Below are 19854 nucleotides of genomic sequence, written 5' to 3' on the forward strand. Positions count from 1 at the left end.
CCTCGCCTGTGCGCGATAGACGTCGTTGGGGATGTCGCGGAATATCCGTCCGCGCGCCGGTTGCCTTGCGATGGGCTAACCGGGCTTGGGCGGGGCCGTATCCGTCGTGACGTTGGTGACGGCCATAGACCGCTCGACGCCGATCGCACGAAGGAAGCGAGCGTCGTGGCTGACCACGAGCAGTGCGCCGTCGAACCGTTGCAGGGCGCGCTCCAGAATCTCGATCGACTCGATGTCGAGGTGGTTGGTCGGCTCGTCGAGGATCAGCAGCCAGGGCGGCTGCGGGCCGGAGAGGGCGGCGGCCAATCCCGCCCGGAGCCGCTCCCCACCCGACAGCGTGCCGACGACCCGCTGCGCGTCACGGTTGCGAAAGGCGAAGCGCGCGCAGGCGGCGTGGACCGCCTCGTCGTCCAGTGTGGGGTGGAGGCGGCGCAAGTTGCCGACGATGGTGTCGGCGGCGTCGAGCAGGCCGACATGCTGGTCGAGCATGGCGATCCGATCGGCGCGTCGGCGAACCGTACCGCTGGCCGGGGCGAGATCGCCCTTGGCGAGGCCGAGCAGGGTCGATTTTCCGGCGCCGTTATGGCCGGTCAGCGCGACTCGTTCCGGTCCGCGGATCGTCAGCGTCCAGGGGCCGAAACGTCGATCGCCATAAGCGACGGTCGCGTGCTCGATCGAGAGTATCTCGGCCTGCGCCGGGAGGCCGGTGGCGGGGAGGTCGATCGTGAGCGGCGTCAGCACCTCGACCCGTGCCTGGGCAGATGCGCGGGCTTGCACGGCTTCCTCGATCTGCCGTTCGGCGAGGCGGCGGCCGTGCCCACTGCTGTTCTCGGCGCGCTCGGCTTGGCGGCCGAGCAGGATCTTCGGCTCCGATCCCTTGGCGGCGAAGCTGCGCCCGGCCTTGTCGCGCCGGTCCTTGGCCTCGCGCGCGGATTGGGCGGCCAGGCGGGTGGTGCGAAGGGCGGCATCGGTGCGGGTCTGTTCGGCCTCCACACGGGACCGTTCGGCATCGCGTGCCGCCGCGAAGGCCGACCAGCCGCCGCCGACGATGCGATTGCCGATCGGGCTCAATTCGACGATGCGGTCCATGTTTTCGAGCAATGCGCGATCATGGCTGGCGACCAACAGGCCGCCACGCCAGCCCGCGATCCAGCGTTCGATGGCGGCTCGGCCTTCGGCGTCGAGATTGTTGGTCGGTTCGTCGAGCAGCAACAGGTCGGGCTTGGCGATCGCCAGCCGGGCCATGCCGACCCGCGTCCGCTCGCCGCCGGACAGGCTTCCCATCGGGCGCTCCAGGGCAATGCCGTCCAGGCCGACATCGGCGAGCGCGGCGTCGATCGTGGCCGGCAGCGTCCAGTCGGCGGTGTCGAAGTCCGTGGCGGTGCCATCCCCGGCTTCGATCCGTGCCAGGATCGACAGTGCGGCGTGGACGCCGAGCGCTTCGGCGACGCTGTCCCCGTCATGCCAATGCTGGGCAAGCCGATCGACCGTGCCCGTGCGGTGGACTGTGCCGGACACGGGAAGCGTTTCGCCTGCGACGATGTGCAGCAGCGTCGACTTGCCCGATCCGTTGCGCCCGACCAGGCCGATGCGCTCCGCACCGACAGACAGGGTCAAGTCTTGGAAGAGCGGTCGGCCGTCAGGCGTGGCGGCGGAGAGATGAGAGAGGGTGAGGAAGCTCGACATAGACACCGTGGCGGACGGAAAGGGCAGGGCGGGTGGCGCTGATCTTCCGGTCGTTCATGGTCGTGGCTCCTTCGGTCTCGCCACCGATATAGTCGATGGCGACGCCTGCGTCACCTGGCGCCAGACGAGGACCGCAGGCGTCGCCAACAGCCACGGCGCATATTCCACGCGCCGTGGCAGTCGTGCCCTGACCGGGATTGCATGCTAGAGCCGCCGGCATGTCCAAATCGCATAGCACCGACGGCGTCGTCCTGGTCGATGGCGCCACCTATGAATGGCACCTGCAACGTGAACCGCATCAGTCGGACGACGAAGGGTGGAAGGGCATGACGATCGCGCTGCTGCAACGCGATGCCAAGCGCGAAGCCTGGGTGGAATTTCCGCCGCCCAAGCGGTTGTTGAAAGGCTTGCCGCGCGGTCGTCTGCAACTGGATGACGCGACGATCTCGCGATGCGTGCGAGCCGCTCTGTCGGCGGGGTGGGAGCCGACGTCGCGGGGCAAGCCGATGGTGTTTTCGGTCGATGCCGAAGGCAATTGAGCGGTCGATGCGGGCGGGACACGACCGCGATCCTGCCTGACCGCGAAAGCCAGCCGTAGCCCGCGGCCGGTCCGATCGCTTTCCATTCGTGCCCGATGGGTTACAGCGGCCGCCTTGCGCGGCGCCACCTGTCGCGGCGCATATGGGGTGGATCGTCAGGAACTAGCGTCGCCGTGAATTATCGCCATTCCTTTCATGCGGGTAACAGCGCCGATGTGGTCAAGCACAGTCTGCTGATCGCGCTGGTGCAGGCTTTGCAGCAGAAACAGACCCCGCTGACCTTGATCGACACCCATGCCGGCTGCGGGCTGTACGACCTGTTCGGCGAGGATGCCCTGCGCACCGGCGAATCCGTGCACGGCGTAATGCGGGCCTTTGCCGACCAGACCCCATTGCTGGACGACTATCGTGCCGCCGTACAAGCAGTGAATGGCGCGGCCGAGCCAAACCTCTACCCCGGGTCGCCGCGGTTTCTGGCGCAGCTGCTACGCCCGCAGGACGTCCTGATCCTGAACGAGAAACATCCCGAGGATGTCCGCACGCTACGCCGGGCGATGCGCGATACGCCCGCGGCCGTGCACGAGCGCGACGCCTACGAATTCTGGCTGGCGATGGTCCCGCCCCGCACCGCACGCGGTGTGGTGGTGGTCGACCCGCCCTATGAGCAGACCGACGAACGCGACCGGATCGTCACGACCCTTGCCGCCGCCCATCGCAAATGGGCGCATGGCGTGACCGTGATCTGGTATCCGCTGAAAGACCGCGCCACGCATTCGCGGTGGAAGGAACAGCTGCACAGGCTCGCCATCCCGAAATTCCTGACGGTGGAGCATTGGCTGTACGACGAGGATCAGCCCGGCATCTACAACGGCGCCGGCCTGTTCATCATCAATCCGCCCTACGCCTTCACCCAGGCGCTGCCGCCGCTGCTGGAGGCGCTGCGCACCGTGCTGGCGCCGGAGGGGCATGACGGCGAGATCACGGCCAACTGGCTGCGCGGCTGATTACCGCGCCGGCTGCTCGGCGACGGTAGGGCTGCGCTGAACGACCAAGTTTAATGGACGCCGGTTGATCCGCCCGGATGCGCGGTCATGAGAAGCCGACCACCGCATGCGGCACGTACGGCGTCTCCAGCCGGGCGATCTCGTCGTCCGACAGCTCCAGGTCGAGCGCGGCGATGGCGTCATCGAGGTGTGCCGGCTTGGACGCGCCGACGATCGGTGCCGACACCTCGGGCTTGGCGAGCACCCAGGCGAGCGCGACCTGCGCGCGGGGCACGCCGCGCTCCGCGGCGACGGCGGCGACGGTTTCGACCACCTTGCGGTCCGCCTCCTGCGTCGCGGCATACAGCGTGCGGCCGAATTCGTCGGTGTCCGAGCGGGCGGTGGTCTCGTCCCAGTCCCGCGTCAACCGACCGCGGGCGAGCGGACTCCATGGGATCACGCCGATCCCCTCCGCCGCGCACAGCGGCAGCATCTCGCGCTCCTCCTCGCGATAGAGCAAGTTGACGTAATCCTGCATGGTCGAGAAGCGCGTCCAGCCGTTCGCCTCGGCCACGTGGAGCATCGTCGCAAACTGCCAGGCGGCCATCGATGAGGCACCGATGTAGCGTGCCTTGCCCGCCTTCACGACGTCGTGCAGCGCCTCCAGCGTTTCCTCGATCGGCACGTCATGGTCGAAGCGGTGAATCTGGTAGAGGTCGACATAATCGGTGCCAAGCCGGGTGAGGCTGGCATCGATCTCTGTCATGATCGCCTTGCGGCTGAGGCCGGCGCCGTTCGGGCCGGGACGCATGCGGCCATGGACCTTGGTCGCGATCACCACGTCGTCGCGGCGAGTGAAGTCCTTCAGCGCGCGGCCGACGATTTCCTCCGATGTGCCGTCCGAATAGACGTTTGCCGTGTCGAAGAAGTTGATCCCGGCCTCCACCGCCTGGCGCAGGAGCGGGCGGCTCGTCTCTTCGTCCAGCGTCCAGGCGTGATTGCCGCGATCGGGAATGCCGTAGGTCATGCAGCCGAGGCACAGCCGCGATACGTCGAGGCCGGTGTTGCCGAGCTTGATATAGTCCATGGGTCGTCTCGCTTGTTCAATTTGCCGCATCAACGCACGGGCGGCGATTGTGTCGCTGCCGATCGTCGTTGGTGCGGGCGGGTATGCGAGGGTCGTGGCGGCCTGTTGATCAGCGCGCGTTGCTGCTGGAGTAGGGGCGGTCCGCGGGGCGTGTGGCCCATGTGGTGTTTGGCGCCGCTTGCATGACGAAGCGCAATTCGCCGCCCGCCATGATCTCATCGTGGCGTACATAGGCGCGGGTGACGGGCGCTCCGTTCAGCGTGACCTTACCGACATAGGGGTGTCGGTCGTCGAGACTGTCCGCGATGACGGTCAGCGTTCGGCCGTTGGGCAGCGTCAGCACCGCCCGGTTCACGAACGGCCGGCCGATGACATATTCGAGGCTTCCGGGCGTCACCGGGTAGAAGCCCAACGCAGTGAAGACGAGCCATGCCGACATCTGGCCCAGATCGTCGTTGCCGGACAGGCCATCGGGCGTCGCGCGATACTGGCTGCGGACGATCTGCGTCAGCCGCGCCTGCGTGCGCCACGGCGCGCCGGCATAATTGTACAGATAGGCGACATGGTGGCTGGGTTCGTTGCCGTGGATATACTGGCCGATCAGCCCGGCGATGTCCTCGGCATGACTATAGTCGAGCTTGGACGTGTCGAAGTCGAACATCGCATCCAGCTTTGCGACGGTCGCCGCGTCGCCGCCGAGCGCGCGGATGAGCGAGGCTTGATCCTGCGGCACGAACCAGCTGTATTGCCAGGCATTGCCCTCCGTATAATCCGATCCGTAGTTGATCGCGGTCGGATCGAACGGCATGCGGAACGTCCCGTCGCTCTTGCGCGCGCGGATGAAACCGGTCTTCGCATCGAAGCTGTTGCGCCAATTTTCCGAGCGCTTTGCGAAGGTTGCGGCGACGTCGGTGCGCCCCATCGCGCGCGCCAGGCGGGCGATGGTCCAGTCGTCGTAGGCATATTCAACCGTCTTCGATGCCGCTTCGGGTTCGCGGTCAATCGGCACGTAGCCGCGCGCCATATATTCGCCGAGCCCGGCATAAGGCGCATAGGTGGCGCTGGCGACCATCGCCGCCAGCGCGGCATCCGCGTCGAACCCCCGGATGCCCTTCAGATAGGCGTCGGCGATCACCGGGGCGGCGTGATAGCCGATCATCGTCCACGTCTCGCGCCCCTGGAACTGCCAGACGGGCAGGATGCCGTCGGGGCTGTGTTCGCGGCTGGCGATGAGCGAGCGGACGATGTCGCGCGTCGTGGCGGCCGACTGCACCAGCGTCAGCAACGGATGTTCGGCGCGGAACGTATCCCACAGCGAGAAGGTCGATCGGAACGTATAGCCGTCCGCGCGATGGACCTGATTGTCCGGCCCGCGATAGCGGCCGTCGACGTCGCCGGCGACGGACGGGGCGAGGAGGCTGTGATACAGCGCGGTCGCGACCGATCGTTGCATAGGCGCGGGCGCGTCGATCCGCAGCACGTCGAGCGCGGCGTGCCATGCGGTCGCGGTACGGGCGGCGATCGCGTCGAAATCGCCGGTTTCGCTCAGCAGGTTGGCGACCGCGCCCGCCTCGTCGACCGAGGAGATGGCGCTGGTCACCTCGATCGGGCGATCGGTGGTGCCGAAATCGAACCGGGCGACGAGCGCCCGCCCGGCGCGTTCGGCCACCGCGTCGCTGCCGCGCCCGGGACCCTGGAAGCCCTTGTACGCGACATCGGTCTCGGTCGACACGAAGGCGTGCCCCGTCAGCTGCGCCGAAAAGCGGATGGCGAAGCACAAGTTGCGATCCGGCGCCCAGCCGCGCGTCTGTCGGCAGCCGGTGACGATGCCGTCGGGACGCAGCCGGATCGACGACCACAGGACCTTGCCCGGATAATTGTAGAGCGAGCTGCGCAGGTCGAGCAGCAGATGCATCGGCTGCGCCCCGGCGGTGGGACGATAGCGGGCGACGCCGATCCGCGTCCCTGCGGTGAGTTCGGCGCGGACACCCCGATCCTTCAGGGCCACCGCATAATAGCCCGGCCGTGCAACCTCCGTCGCATGATCGTAGCGCGATCGATAGCCCGTCCCGGGCTTGCCGGCGTCGCCCGGCTCGAACGGAACGGTGTCGCCTGCCACGGGCATCATCAGCACATCGCCGAGATCCGAATGCCCGGCGCCCGAAAAGTGCGTCAGCGAAAAGCCCTGGATCGTCGGGTCCTCGTACCGGTAACCGGCGGCATGGCTGTAGCAGGCGCGCAGGACGCAGGTGGTGTCCGTGTCGGGCGAGAATTGCACCATGCCGAACGGCGCGACCGCACCGGGAAAGGTATGGCCTTCGCCGCCGGTGCCGATCATCGGATCGACCTGATCGTACGTCGATTGGGCGAGGAGCGGCGTGGCCGCGAACCCGGCCAGCAGCACCAGAAGCGTACGGAAGCGAAGGGTGGTCATCGGACGGTTAGAGCATTCCCCCGGCATCAGGGGAAGGCCGTTTGTCGATGATGCCGCGTTGTTTCAACGACTTGGGCGGCGGTGCGGTGCGGCGATCCTATGCCATGGGGCGCAAGGTGAAGCGCGTGATCTCCGACGGCACGCCCAGCCGCAGCGCGAAGCCCGGCCACAGGCCGGTGCCGTTGCTGACGTAGAGCGTCATCCCGCCGACCGCATAACGTCCCGACACGAAGCCGGCATTGCCGCGCGCGACGAGCCGGTCGAGCCCGCGGATCATGCCGCCATGCGTATGCCCGGACAGTTGCAGCGCAACTCCGCGCGCAGCGGCGTCGCGCGCCTTGCGGGGCTGATGGTCGAGCAGGATGATCGGCGCACCGGCGGGGGCGCCCCGCAGCGCGAGGGTAAGATCCGGCCCGGCCTCGCCGACGCTCGATGCCGACAGGTCGGTGACTCCGGCGACGACCAGCCGCTCCCCGCCGCGTGCGATGACCGTATGGGCGTTGGTCAGCATGCGGACCCCCAGACCCGACAGGTGCCGCATCCATGCGCCGTAATCGAAGAAATATTCGTGATTGCCCGGAATGGCATAGACGCCGTCCGGCGCACGCAGCCGCTGGAGCGGCGCCACGTCGTCGCGTCGCATGGCCACCGACCCGTCGATGAAGTCGCCGGTGACGACGATCAGGTCGGCGCCCGACGCGTTGGTGCGATCGACGACCGCTTGCGCCCAGCGCGGCGTGAAGAGACGGCTGATGTGCAGATCGGTCAGCTGGACGACGCGATAGCCGTCGAAGGATGGCGGCAGGTCGCGGATCGCCACCGTCACGTCCTTGATCGGGGGCACGCGCAGTGCGTTGGCGACACCGAGCCCGGCGAGCACCGCCGCCAGGCTCGCAACGGCGTAGCGCAGCGCGTCCGGCTCGCGGATCGCCGTCTGCCGCACGAGCATCGTCAGCAGTGCGCCGAGGTCGAGGACCAATTGGAAGACGGCGAGCAGCACAAGGGCGCCGAATGCCCAGTTGAACAGGATGACGATGGGGCGCGGAAATTCAGGCGCGAAGACCGATCCCGACGACAATCGGCTCCATAAATGGAATTGCGACGCCGCCAGCATCAGGACGCCGACGGCTATCTTGGCCCAGAGCGGTAGCGGCAGGGGCCATAGCCAGCGCGCGATGACGATCAGCGCCGGGATGGCAAAGACGAGGTTGAAGATGAGATGCACTCCGGCGTTTGCATGCGATGCCCGCTGTAAACGAGGCACGGGGCCGCTGTGTCCATCCCCAAGTCCGCGCAAGACGGCGTGGCTGTGGCTTTTCCCTAAATTGGACGCGATGGCAGAGGGGACGAACTAGGCCGTATCGACATTCACCGTCGTGATGGATTTTCCGACGAGCGGACAGACATGCAGAAATAAGAGTTTTGTTCGCGCGGAGGCGCGGAGGACGCAGAGCTGTCACGCGGGTGGCAGCGCTTCGCCTTGACCTGACCGAGATAGACAGGCCGCTCGCGCGGCAAACGCGACACCTCTGCGTCCTCCGCGCCTCCGCGCGAACCGTCTTGTCTTCACCTCTTCGTATCTTGGCGGAAATGAATGTCGATCGGTCCTAAAAGCCCTGTTTGACCGTGACATGCAGGCGGTCGAGCGTGCCCGCCGATCCATTGGCGAGTTCCCGGTGCGACAGGCGTGCCTCCACGCCCAGATCGAGGCGCGGCAACGGCGAGACAAACAGGTTGATCGCGGTGTCCCATACCTGCCGCGTCGACAGGGGCGAGGCGGACGCGGGGTTCCAGATGCGCTGGAACGACCCCATCCACGTGCTGCGCAGCGTGCCGGTCCAGACATGGCGGATCGCCGCAAATCCCGCGACCAGCGGCACGGCCACCAGTCGGTCGTCCGCCGCCTGATAGATCGCATCGGCGGCGACGTTCGCGCCGACATAGCGGCCGAGGCCGCGGCCGCCGGTCATCATGAAGCGGATATCGTCGCCCTTGCCCGTAGGCAGCGGCGCAATGCCCGCCAGCGAGATGCCATAGCCTTGCGCCGTTGCCGCCGGCCGGCCGTTGGCGGGATCGAGGCGCATCGATCGGAACAGTCCGGTGAGCGACAGGCTGGCCCCCTTCGACGCCCAGAGCAATTGCCCGGTGAGGTCGGGGATGCTGTCATCGTCATTGTCCGATAGCGCGGTCGCGCCGGCCATCGCGGACACGGTTTCGGGGTTCTCGATCGAGGCGGATACGGTCCATCCGGTGCCGATCGGACGGCTGTAGCGCAGCAGCATCTGCCGGACGAGCACGGTGCCGTCGGTGACGCCGACGAAATCGGCGGTTTCGGGCAGGGCCGCGACATATTGGAAGTTGCTCCAATCCTGTCCGACCGCAAAGCCGCCATAGCCCGCGACCGCGCGGCGCAAGCCGAAGGTATAGGGATTGAGCGCACGTTCCCCGCCGGCCACCGCGGGCGCGACCTGGAAATCCGCCTCGATCAGCGTTGTCAGCGACTGGGTGCCGACCGGTGTCGCGGTCTGGAAGGCGATGCGCGATTGCTTGGCCGAGGCATCGGTGAGGATACCGGATCGCCGGCCGCCGACGGGAATCGATTGCGGCAGCGACAGTTCGCGCCCCAGCGGGTTGGTCGCGGTATCGCCGTTGCCGTAGCGGCTGACGATCAGGTCGCCCTTGATGAAGCCCGCGATCCGGAAGCTGGTCTCACCGATGCGGAAGCCATAGCCCGACGGCAGCGACGCCGTGCCGCCTTGTGCGGTGATCGACGGGGTGCCCGCCGGGCGGGGCAGGGGGTCTGGCGCGGCTGCGCGCGCAATCGGGGGGTGCGCAATCGGGGCGGGCGCTGTCTGGGCGGGCGTGGCGGCGACGACCGGCACGGGCTGCGCGGGCGGGTGCGTCGCATCGAGCGCGCGTTGCAGCGCGTCAAGCTGTTGCTGCAGTTGCGCCACTTTGCTGCGCAGCGCCTGATAGTCCTCGGCGGACTGCGCGGCGGCTGATGTCGCGGTGATCAGCGCCACGCCGGATAGCAATATGGCGCACGTCGTCCGCTGCCGAAGATGCGGCATCCTGTAGTCCCTTTATCGAGAGGCCCGGCGCGCGTCGCCGGCCCGGTCGGCGTCAGCGCGCGATGATGGTGGAGTCGATGTCCGCGATCGTCCGCACGCCGGTCAGCGCCATCGCGACCCGCATCTCGCGGTCGAACAGGTCGAGCAGGTTGGCGACCCCCGCCTGGCCATCGGCGGCCAGCGCGTAGATGAAGGCACGACCCAGCATCGCCGCGTCCGCGCCCAGCGCCAGCATCCGCACGACGTCCAGCCCCGATCGCACGCCGGAATCGGCGAGGATCGTCAGTTGTCCCTTCACGGCGTCGGCGATGGCGGGCAAAGCGCGCGCCGATGACAGCACACCGTCGAGCTGCCGCCCGCCATGGTTCGACACGACGATACCCTGCGCACCGAAACGCACCGCCTCGCGCGCATCCTCGACATCGAGGATGCCCTTGATGACGATCGATCCCTCCCAGACGTCGCGGATCCATTGCAGGTCGCGCCAGCCGATCCCCGGATCGAAATTGGCGCCCAGCCAGCCGATATAATCCTCAAGGCCGGTGGCAGCGCCGCGATAGGCGGAGATATTGCCGAGGTCATGCGGCCGGCCATGGATGCCGACGTCCCAGGCCCAGCGCGGATGGGTGATCGCCTGCAGCATCCGCCGCCATGCCGCCCCCGGTCCCGACATGCCCGAATGCGCGTCGCGGTAGCGCGCGCCGGGGACGGGCATGTCGACGGTGAAGACCAAAGTCTCCACCCCGGCTGCCTGCGCGCGTTCCAGCGCGTCGCGCATGAAGCCGCGATCCTTCAGTACATAGAGCTGGAACCAGATCGGTGCGGGCGACTGGCGCTGGACTTCGTCGATCGCGCAGACCGATACGGTCGACAAGGTGAAGGGCACCTCCTTGCTCGCCGCCGCGCGGGCCGCCTGCACCTCGCCGCGCCTGGCATACATGCCGGTGAGGCCGACGGGGGCGAGGACGACCGGCATGCCGACCGACCGGCCGAACAGCGTGGTGCCCAGGTCGATATCGGCGACGTCGCGCAGCACCCGCTGGCGCAGCGCCACCTCGGACAGGTCCGACACATTGTGGCGCAGCGTATGCTCGGCATAGGCGCCGCCGTCGATATAGTGGAACAGGAACGGGGGCAGGCGCCGGCGCGCGGCTTCGCGATAGTCGGTGGGGGCGGAGATGATCATCGGGTCGTTCCCAATCTATAACGTGAGTTCGGCGCTGCGCGCGGCGGTGGCGCGCTCGGTGCGGGCCAGGTCGTCCTCGACCTGCCGGACCGTAGTGCGCACGAATTCGAGATGGACATCGGCCGCATCGCGTGCGCCGTCCGCGTCGCCCGCCACGATTCGCTCCATGATCGCGCGGTGCTGCGCCGACAGCGCCTCGAACGTCCGCGGCACGGCGTAGATCTTTTCGCGGCTCTGCGAGATGCTGGTGTGCAGCAGCCCGAACAGGCTGGACATGACATGCGTCAGCACCGCGTTGCGTGAGGCATGCGCGATGGCGAGGTGGAAAGCGGCGTCGGCATGCGCCTCCGCCGCAACGTCGCCCGCGCCGTGCAGCTTCTCCATCGCGTCGAAGCGGCGGCGGATACGGTCCTTGTCCACCGCGTCGGCGCGCCGGGCGGCATGATAGGCGGCGGTGCCGTCCAGCGACTCCCGCACCTCGAAAATGTCATGGCCATAGCCCGGATTGGCCTCGACGAGCGGAGCCAGCGGTTCGGCGATCATCTGCTCGGTCCATTGCGCCGAGGGCTCGGCCAGGATCGCCCCGGCACGCGGGCGGATGATGATCCGTCCCTGCGCCGCCAGCCGGTTCATCGCCTCGCGCAGGATGTTGCGCGATACCCCCAGCGTCTCGGCCAGCGATCGTTCGGAGGGCAGGCGCGCGCCGGGCAGCAATTTGCGCTGGGCGATCAGCGCCTCGATCGCGGTTTCCGCGCGGTGGGATACGCTGGCTGGGACGCTCATGGGATCATCCATGGTAGGAGATAGGCCTGGATCGTGGTGATGATCCCGACCAGTGCGCAGAGCGGCAGGCTGTGGCGTACGGTGAAGCGGAACAGGTCGGACTCCTTGCCGACCAACCCGACCGCAGCGCAGGCGATGGCGATCGACTGCGGCGAGATCATCTTGCCAGTGACGCCGCCGGTCGTGTTGACCGCGACCAGCAGCACGTCGCTGACCCCGATCTGGTGCGCGGTATTGGCCTGCAACGCCGCGAACAGCGCGTTCGCCGAGGTATCCGACCCGGTCAGGAACACGCCCAGCCAGCCGAGGAACGGCGAGAAGAAGGTGAAGGCCGACCCGGTATGCGCCAGTGCCAGCGCGAGCGTCGCCGACAGCCCCGAATAATTGGCGAGGAACGCGAAGGCGAGGACCATGCCGATCGAATAGATCGGGATGAGCAGGCTCTTCAACGTGTCGACGAAGGTACGCGCCGCATCCGCCGGCTTCATCCGCAGGAAGGCGATGGTGACGATCGCCGCCAGCATGATCGCGGTGCCGGTCGCCGACAGCCAGTCGAACTTGTACACCGCTTCATAGGGCGTGACCTGCGGGACGATCGGCGGCACCTTGGCGACCAGCTTGTCGAGGAACGGCACGTGCAGCTTCAGCACGAGGTGTGCGAGCGGCCCGTCGGCGGCGAACAGCGCCTTGACCGGGGCGATGCTCCACAGCGTGACGAACACGGTCAGGATCAGGAAGGGCGACCAGGCCCAGGCGATCTGTGCGGGCGAATGGCGGACGGTCTGCGCCGTGACCGGCGCGACCGGCACCGCGCCGTCGGCGGCGACCTCCGCCGCGTCGAAGCGGAAGATGCGCTTGGGCTGCCAGAAGCGCAGGAAGATGGGCAGCGTGATCAAGGTCGCGAGCGCGGCGGTGATGTCGGGCAGCTCCGGTCCGATGAACTGCGCGGTCAGAAATTGGACGATGGCAAACGACCCACCGGCGACCAGAATGGCGGGCCACGTCTCGCGTACGCCGCGCGGGCCGTCCATGATCAGGATCAGCCAGAAGGGCACGAGGACCGACAGCAGCGGCAACTGCCGCCCCGCCATCTGTCCGATCAGGAACGGGTCGATGCCGGTCACCTGTCCGGCGACGACGATCGGAATGCCCATCGCCCCGAACGCCACGGGAGCGGTGTTGGCGATCAGGCACAGACCCGCGGCATAGAGCGGCCGAAAGCCAAGCCCGACGAGCAAGGCCGATGTGATCGCGACCGGCGCGCCGAACCCCGCCGCGCCTTCTAGGAAGGCACCGAACGCAAAGCCGACTAGCAGCAGTTGCAGACGCTGATCCTCGGTGACGTTCAGGATCGACTGCCGGATGATGTCGAACGCGCCGGTCGCCACCGCGATACGGTAGAGGAACACTGCGCCCAGGATGATCCAGGCGATCGGCCACAAACCGTAGAAGAAGCCGAACACACCGGCGGCGAGCGCACTGTGCATTGGCATGCCGTACAGCGCGATGGCGACCGCCAACGTCAGCGCCACGGTGATCGTCCCCGCGACATAGCCTTTCAGGCGGAAGACGGTGAGGGCTAGGAAGAAGAATATGATTGGTACGGCGGCGACCAAGCTAGAAAGCCAGATATTGCCCAACGGGTCGTAATTTTGCGCCCAGACGTCCACGGCACCTCTCTCTTCTGGTAGTACCAGATATGCGATGTTGTGGACATTCATCGGCTGAGCAGACACGCGCGTCAACGCGGCTAAGGGTTTAGCTAGCGCTTTGTGGTCCTACCAGTGTTGCATGCGGCCCTGCTTGGCGGTCGTGCATGGCCGCGCCGCGTTCACTGGTGGCGTAGGGTCTTTTCGAAGCCTTCGTTCGCCTTCGTCATCTTGGCGACCTTGCGCAGATAGGTTCGGACGTGCCGTTCGAACCGATCCTCGTCATTCAGGCCGGTCGCGGGATAGTCGTCCTGCGCGATCAACTGCTTGAGGCGGGCGGCGAAGGCGGTTTGGTCGGCCGTGCTGTCGTCATCCTTCAGCGTGCGGCACACCCATTCCTCGGCCGCCGCCTTGTCGTAATCGTCGCGCGCGTCATAGCCTTGCCGATCGGCCGCCGCCTGATCCAGCCGCGCGGCGGCGTGGCGACGGTCCAGCCATCGGCGCACCAACGCCGGGTCCCAAGGTTTCACTGAATCTGTCATGATAGTCCCCGATCGGTCCGCGGTGATCGGACCCTGTTCGCCGCTTTCTTTAGGACGCGGCGGATCGCTTCGCTACAGGCGGGGGCAATCGAAGCAATCGGATCGCGCCATGGCCAGACGTTCGAAATATGATCCCTACGATCACCTTCCCGCCGACGACGACACGCCGGCCGCGCCGCCGCCGTGCTGGCTGTGCGGCCGGCCGACGGGCAAGACCATCGTCTGGCATCATCCCGTGCCCAAGAGCCGTGGCGGCCGCGACGTCGTGCCGATGCATCCGATCTGCCAGCAGACGCTGACCGCGAACTTCACCAATTCCGAATTGCAGCGGCACGGCATGAACGTCGCGGGCCTGCTGGATCACCCCAACGTGCGCAAATTCGTCGACTGGGTGGCGAAGAAGGATCCCGATTTCACGGCGACAATCACGAAGAAGCAGCGCTGATCGCCGCCGCCCCGATCCGACGGCTGGCTATGCGGGATCGTCGGTCGGCGTCTGGGATCGGCCGAAGAGCTTCCAGCCGAGCAGCGCGGCCGCCAGCAGGCCGACGATCACCCAGGTGAGGTTGCCGAGGAGGCTGGCGATCGTCTGCACCTGATCGCTGAACGCGCGGCCCAGCGACACGTAGATCACGAGCCACAGGACCTCGCCCGCCACGTCGAGGGCGAGGAAGCGGGCCCAGGGATATTCAGTGAGGCCGCTGGTGACGTTGATCCACGGTCCGAGCGGCCCGATCAGCCAGCGGCTGAAGAAGATGCCCCATCCCGCCCATTTGCGCGAATAGGCCTCTGCCTGTTCGACCTTGTCCGCGCCGCCGATGCGCCTGGTCACCGCCGCGAGCAGGGGGCGCCCGCCATAGCGCCCGAAGGCATAGCCGATCTGGTCGCCGATGACGGCGCCGGCCGCGCCCGCAGCGACGACGGGCCAGAACGACAATTCGCCCTGCGCGACGAACGATCCCATCGCCACCAGCGTCAGCGAGCTGGGGAAGGGCATGCCGGCCGCCGCCAGGATCATCGCGACGAACAATGCCGGCAGCCCATAGGTCGTCAGCAGTTCGAGCAGTTGGTCGGTCATCGGGCGGGCGACGCCGATCGGGACGACGATCCGGACGATGTTGATCCGGATGGGGCCACGGGCGGCGGTGGCGGGCCGGGGGGCGGATAGGGCGGCCGGACGTGGACGATCGCATAGGTCAATTTCGCCTCGACCTGGGACATCGACCGGCCGCTGTCGCGCGCGATGCGGGCGAGCGGCCGGCGATCCGGCGTCGGCGGCAGGTTCAGCGCGGCGTGCAGGATGTGCGGCGGGACGTGATAGGAATGCGCGACATAGCCGATCGTCATCCACGGCTCGATCGGTTCGTCGCGGTGCGCGTTCCAATAGAGGGCGTCGCTGACCGTCCGCACCGCGTGATAGCCGGTGAACGCCACGATCGCGACGAACAGCGCGATCAGGGCTTTGCGCCAAGGCTGTGTGCGGGTCATGTCCCCGCGATACGCCGGGCCGGGGCGGCGATCAACGTTGCGGCGTCATCCGGGGGCGGGGCGGGCGCGATGCCCGCTTGCCCCGAATGACGTCCGGCGGCCGTGTCAGGCGGATCGCAGGCCCAGCCATTGCGACGGGCCGGGGAGCCACCGCCGTGCGATCCCCTCGAACAACAGAACGAGGATCAGCGTCAGGCCGAACAGCGGCAGGTAAAGCGCGAGCGCGAGGATCGCGACGACCAGGCCGGCGCCGAACCGCGCCCGGCCGACGGGGATGGGGGCGCCGAGCAGGCCGATCGGCCGCCGTCGCCACCACATGACCGCGCCCGACACCGACAAGAGGACGAGCAGCAGCGCGGTGGCGGTGCCGAGCAACTGGTTGGCGAGGCCGAACAGCGCGCCCTCATGCGCCGCGATGCCATAGCCGATCACCCGATCGATCCAGTGGCGTTGGGCGAAATCGGTGCGGCTGACGATCCGACCGCTGGCGCCGTCGATCTTGAGCGTGCTGCGCAAGGGACGGTCTGCCGTGTCGGAGGCGACGGACCAGGGCGCGCCGGCCCGCGCGGGGGGCGTGATGAGCACCGGTCCGGCGAGGCCCAGCGGGCGGGTGGTCGCGATGACGCGGGCCAGATCGCCCGGGACCGGAGGCGGCGCCGGCATCGTCATGCCGCCATGCCCGGCATGCTCGCCCGACGCGGCATCGGCCTTGGGGGCCTTGCCGCCGATCGTCCAGTCCACCGGGCCCCGCGACGTGCCGGTGATCTGGCGCACCTGGGTGAGGTAGGTTCCCCACCCCTTGGCCCAGGGCAGGCCGGTGAGGATCAGCCCCAGCGCGAACACCGTGACCCAGATGCCCGCCGTCGCATGGAGGTCACGCCAAAACAGGCGTCCTCGTGCGCGTAGCCGCGGGTAGAGGATGCCGGCGAGGCCGCGCCGCCCGCGCGGCCACCACAGATACAGGCCGGTCAGCAGCATCACGATCGCCCAGCAGGCGGCGATCTCAACGAGGTAGCTGCCGGCCGCGCCGGCGAGCAATTCGCCGTGCAGGCGGAAAATGACGCGCATGGGGCGCTGCTCTTCCGTCACGACGCCCAGCACGGCGAGCGAGTGGGGATCGACGTAGACGCGCCGGTCCGCGCCGTCGCGGGTGACGAGCACGCGGACTGCGGCGTCGGGCCGTTCGGGCATCACATATTTGCGCAAGGTCGCGCCGGGCACGGCGTGCAATGCGGCGGCGACCTGTGCGTCGGGCGAGGCCGGCGCGCCCGCGACGGGCAGTCGATCATAGGGGCGGTCGAGCCAGGATTCGATCTGCGGACGCCACAGATAGATCGTGCCGGTGAGTGCCAGCCAGATCACGAACGGGATGCAGAACAGCCCCGCATAGAAATGCCAGCGCCAGACCGACGAATAGAAGCCGCCTGCCTGTCCAGTGCGGCCCTGCGTGTCGCGTGCCATCAGAACCGTCCCTTGATGCCGGCGTAGATCGTGCGGGGCTGGCCCGCATAGACCGAGCCGGTGACGCCGCGCAGCACCGTCGGCGAATTGAGCGTGCCGTTCGCGGCCAGGCTGTTAGCGATGATCGAGGCGGAGCCGACATAGGTCTTGTCGGTCAGATTCTCGAGCGAGGCGTAGAAGGACAGGCGCGACCACCAGCCGGCGCCGGCGGGGGGATCGTAATGCAGGTTCAGGTTGACCAGCGCATAGCCCGGCACGCGCAGCGAATTGGCATTGTCGATCCAGTAGCGCGAACGCCACGTCACCTCGGCGAACCCGCCCAGTCCGGCGAGCGGACCGGCAGGGCGGTCATATCCGGTTCGAAGGTTGGCGAAGGTGGGGATCACCCCCGGAATGCGGTTGCCGTCGCGGTCGAACACGGCCGACACCGCGCCCGACGTCAGCCGCTCGAGATATTGGGTGTAGCGCTGGTCGTTGTAGCTGTAATTGCCGCGGACATAGCCGCCCTCGACCAGATCGGGGCGCCATTCCACCGCCAGTTCGACGCCGCGGTGGATCGACCGCGGGACGTTGGTGGTGAACGACAACAGGTTGACGCCCGCCGACTGGCTGACCTGTTCGTTGCGGAACCATTCGTAATAGCCGGTCAGTTCGGCGGTGAGCGTGCGGCCGAGGCGCAGCTCGGCGCCGAGGTCGACGCCGGTGTTCTTCTGGGTCTTCAGCGCGACATTGTCGCCCGGTACGCCGGCGGGCGTGACGAATAGCTGGCCGGCTTGCGGGATGCCATAAGCGGTTCCCACGCGGGCGTGCAGGCGCAGCGCCGGATCCACCTGCCAGACGAGCGAGGCTTCGGGGGCGACATTGCCGAAGTGGCGCAGCGCGGGCACGACCGTCATCGTCGGGCTGGCGCCGACCGGATAAGTGTAGGCGGTCTGGCGCATGTTGATGATCGAGCGTTCCGCGCCGATGCCCGCCACGAACGTGAGCGTTGGGGTCAGCCGCAATTCCTCACGCGCGCGGATGCCGAGGTTGCGCACGTCGCCGAACACGGTCTGCGTCGGCGCGCCGATGCCGTTGCGGCCGGCAGGCGTCTTGTTGAACGAAAAGCTCTGGTTATCGAGATAGCCGTAGAACAGGCCGACGAAGCTGACCGCATCCATGCCGAACAGCCGCCCGCGGTTCGTCACGTCCGAGCTGATCGCATAACTGTCCAGCGTCCCCTTGAAGGGGGTGGCGCCGGTCGGCTGGTTGACGACGCGGCTGTCGAACAGCGCCTGCGTGCGCCAGGTCGTCGCCGACGACAGGTCATGCTCCCAGCGCGCGCCGACGATCGTCCGGCGATCGTTGCGGGCGAGATCGCCCTCGGTCGCGGTCTGGGCGATGCGGGTGCCGTTGATCCCGTTCACCAGGACCGAGATCGTGCCGCATCCCGGCGCGGCGGTCGCCGCCTGCTCGCACCCTTGCTGATAGGGGTTGGCGGCGAACTGGTTGAACGACAGGCGCGTGGACAGGCGGAACTCGCCTTCGTTGTAGATGAGCTTGCCGGTCAGCCGGTCGCGATCCGACAGCGCGACGGTCGCCAGCGCGTTGATCGTGCCCGTCTCATAGCCGGTATGTCCCGTCGCGCCGTTGGCGCGCACGAAGCTGCCGAACAGCGCATAGTCCTGGTCGGCGTTGCCGTGGCCGATCGTCGCATAGGCGTTGAGATAGCCGTAGCTGCCAGCGTCCAGCCCCAGCTCGGCCCCCTGGATGTCGCGGCCGCGGCGCGTGCGGAAGTTGATCGCGCCCTCGATCGCATAATTGCCGTACCGGGCGGACGACGGCCCGCGGACCACGTCGACCGCGCCGTAGGCATGCGGATCGGTGAGGTCGAAGCGGGCGAGGCCGTCGGGCTGGGTGACGGGGAAGTCGTCTTCGAACACCTGGATGTTGCGCGCGCCGAAGCTGTTGCGCGCGTTGGAGCCGCGGATCGACACGCCCACGTCGCGCGGGCCGTTGCCGCCGATCACCGTCACGCCGGGCGAGAGCTTGACGATGTCCGCGATGGTGCGCGCCGGCGTGTTGCGGACATCGCGGTCCGAAATGGTGGTGTCGGTCTGGCCCGTGACCTGCGTGGTGAGCGTCAGTGCGCGTCCCGTGACGATGATGTCGCCGGGCGCGGCTTGCGTGTCGATGGGCGTGGACGCCACCGGCGTCGGCGTGGCGGCGGGTGCCGACGCAGGCGCGTCGAGCTTGCGCAATTCGGCGTCGATGGCGTCGCGCTGGCGCAGCAATTCGGCGCGGCGCGGGTCGGTGGATTGGGCAGACGCCGACGACGCGGCGAGCGCGGCCAGCGAGGCCGCGGCAAGATACTGAAATGAAGGCACGATGATCCCCTGAAAGCATCAGGCGCCGTGCCGCCCGATGGGCGGCCGGCAGCCGAAACCGCGCGCGATTCGAACGATCGCCTGCGGCACGGGCGAGGGGAACGCCGCGGGGCGTCCCGTCTCGCCATCGATCAGGCGGTGGCGGGTGGCGCGCGCAGCGGGGGGCGGAGGCGGGTGAACTGCCGCGGTGCGGGCGGAACGACGGTCCGGAAGACGGTCGCGACGATGAAGGCGACGACCAGCGCGAGCAGCAACGGATCGGCGCCGCTCATCGCAGGGGCGTTGAGGCCGGCGAAGGCGCAGGGCTGCTCCGCCTTGCCGTGATCCGGCTTGTCGTCGTGATGCGCCATGCCGGGCATCGCCATGGTCATCGTCACCGGGCCATAGCCCGAGCAGATCTCGATCGTGATCGCGCCGTTCGACGAGCCCAGCATATAGCCGGTGGGCACGACGATTTTCATCAGCAGCGTCAAGGCGATCAGCCAGACGGCCAACCAGCGATGATGCAGGACATGATGGCGTATCGCGCTCACCGTACCGCCCTATCGCCCGATGGTGCCGCCGTCACCTTGCATTTTG

17 protein-coding genes are annotated in these 19854 nt (G+C 67.8%); 3 read left to right on the forward strand and 14 right to left on the reverse strand.

Annotation, left to right across the window (positions count from 1 at the left end):
* Positions 1-75 precede the first annotated feature (75 nt).
* Positions 76-1686 carry an ABC-F family ATP-binding cassette domain-containing protein gene (locus A7E77_RS11420; protein WP_063688086.1) on the reverse strand — a complete coding sequence of 537 codons (1611 nt, stop codon included), beginning with the start codon at positions 1684-1686 and terminating at the stop codon, positions 76-78.
* Between the two features lie 218 nt (positions 1687-1904).
* Between A7E77_RS11420 and A7E77_RS11425 the strand changes: the two genes are divergently transcribed.
* Positions 1905-2225 (forward strand): hypothetical protein, encoded by a 321-nt coding sequence (locus A7E77_RS11425; protein WP_017978013.1) that lies wholly within the window; start codon positions 1905-1907, stop codon positions 2223-2225.
* A 173-nt stretch (positions 2226-2398) separates the two neighbouring features.
* A complete protein-coding gene (locus A7E77_RS11430) occupies positions 2399-3229 on the forward strand; it encodes a 23S rRNA (adenine(2030)-N(6))-methyltransferase RlmJ (RefSeq protein ID WP_063688088.1) in 831 nt (276 codons plus the stop codon).
* 85 nt (positions 3230-3314) lie between these two features.
* Here the strand turns inward: A7E77_RS11430 and A7E77_RS11435 are convergent, their stop codons facing one another.
* The 8 genes from A7E77_RS11435 to A7E77_RS11470 form a co-directional block, all read right to left on the reverse strand.
* Positions 3315-4295, reverse strand: a complete 981-nt coding sequence (locus tag A7E77_RS11435; protein ID WP_063688090.1) for an aldo/keto reductase — start codon at positions 4293-4295, stop codon at positions 3315-3317.
* A 109-nt stretch (positions 4296-4404) separates the two neighbouring features.
* Positions 4405-6729: a GH92 family glycosyl hydrolase gene (locus A7E77_RS11440; RefSeq protein WP_063688092.1), complete on the reverse strand. Its 2325-nt coding sequence runs from the start codon at positions 6727-6729 to the stop codon at positions 4405-4407.
* Between the two features lie 97 nt (positions 6730-6826).
* The gene (locus A7E77_RS11445; protein ID WP_063688093.1) at positions 6827-7954 is read right to left on the reverse strand and encodes a metallophosphoesterase; all 1128 of its coding nucleotides are present in this window, start codon (positions 7952-7954) and stop codon (positions 6827-6829) included.
* Positions 7955-8336: 382 nt separating this feature from the next.
* Positions 8337-9800 (reverse strand): porin, encoded by a 1464-nt coding sequence (locus tag A7E77_RS11450; RefSeq protein WP_226341728.1) that lies wholly within the window; start codon positions 9798-9800, stop codon positions 8337-8339.
* 52 nt (positions 9801-9852) lie between these two features.
* Positions 9853-10986, reverse strand: a complete 1134-nt coding sequence (lldD, locus tag A7E77_RS11455) for an FMN-dependent L-lactate dehydrogenase LldD (protein WP_063688095.1) — start codon at positions 10984-10986, stop codon at positions 9853-9855.
* A 15-nt stretch (positions 10987-11001) separates the two neighbouring features.
* Positions 11002-11769, reverse strand: coding sequence for an FCD domain-containing protein (locus tag A7E77_RS11460; RefSeq protein ID WP_063688097.1), 768 nt, complete (start codon positions 11767-11769; stop codon positions 11002-11004).
* The gene (gene lldP / locus A7E77_RS11465) at positions 11766-13439 is read right to left on the reverse strand and encodes an L-lactate permease (RefSeq protein WP_078462283.1); all 1674 of its coding nucleotides are present in this window, start codon (positions 13437-13439) and stop codon (positions 11766-11768) included. Before lldP ends, A7E77_RS11460 begins: the two co-directional genes overlap by 4 nt.
* A gap of 161 nt (positions 13440-13600) precedes the next feature.
* Positions 13601-13960 carry a hypothetical protein gene (locus tag A7E77_RS11470; RefSeq protein WP_192929972.1) on the reverse strand — a complete coding sequence of 120 codons (360 nt, stop codon included), beginning with the start codon at positions 13958-13960 and terminating at the stop codon, positions 13601-13603.
* Between the two features lie 109 nt (positions 13961-14069).
* On the opposite strand from A7E77_RS11470, the gene A7E77_RS11475 reads away from it, so the two are divergent.
* The gene (locus tag A7E77_RS11475; protein ID WP_017978023.1) at positions 14070-14405 is read left to right on the forward strand and encodes a hypothetical protein; all 336 of its coding nucleotides are present in this window, start codon (positions 14070-14072) and stop codon (positions 14403-14405) included.
* Between the two features lie 27 nt (positions 14406-14432).
* Here the strand turns inward: A7E77_RS11475 and A7E77_RS11480 are convergent, their stop codons facing one another.
* The 5 genes from A7E77_RS11480 to A7E77_RS11500 all read right to left on the reverse strand — a co-directional run bounded on the left by A7E77_RS11480 (position 14433) and on the right by A7E77_RS11500 (position 19808).
* The gene (locus tag A7E77_RS11480) at positions 14433-15038 is read right to left on the reverse strand and encodes a DedA family protein (RefSeq protein ID WP_063688103.1); all 606 of its coding nucleotides are present in this window, start codon (positions 15036-15038) and stop codon (positions 14433-14435) included.
* On the reverse strand, positions 15035-15448 hold the full coding sequence (locus A7E77_RS11485) for a hypothetical protein (RefSeq protein ID WP_063688105.1): 414 nt from the start codon (positions 15446-15448) through the stop codon (positions 15035-15037). Before A7E77_RS11485 ends, A7E77_RS11480 begins: the two co-directional genes overlap by 4 nt.
* Before the next feature lie 105 nt (positions 15449-15553).
* Positions 15554-16909, reverse strand: a complete 1356-nt coding sequence (locus A7E77_RS11490) for a PepSY-associated TM helix domain-containing protein (protein ID WP_063688107.1) — start codon at positions 16907-16909, stop codon at positions 15554-15556.
* A complete protein-coding gene (locus A7E77_RS11495) occupies positions 16909-19275 on the reverse strand; it encodes a TonB-dependent receptor family protein (protein WP_063688109.1) in 2367 nt (788 codons plus the stop codon). The genes A7E77_RS11490 and A7E77_RS11495 overlap by 1 nt, the downstream gene beginning before the upstream one ends.
* A 131-nt stretch (positions 19276-19406) precedes the next feature.
* A complete protein-coding gene (locus tag A7E77_RS11500; protein WP_226341729.1) occupies positions 19407-19808 on the reverse strand; it encodes a DUF2946 family protein in 402 nt (133 codons plus the stop codon).
* Positions 19809-19854: the final 46 nt, after the last annotated feature.

It is taken from the genome of Sphingomonas sp. NIC1 (assembly GCF_001638925.1).
Classification (GTDB): Bacteria; Pseudomonadota; Alphaproteobacteria; order Sphingomonadales; family Sphingomonadaceae; genus Sphingomonas; species Sphingomonas aquatilis.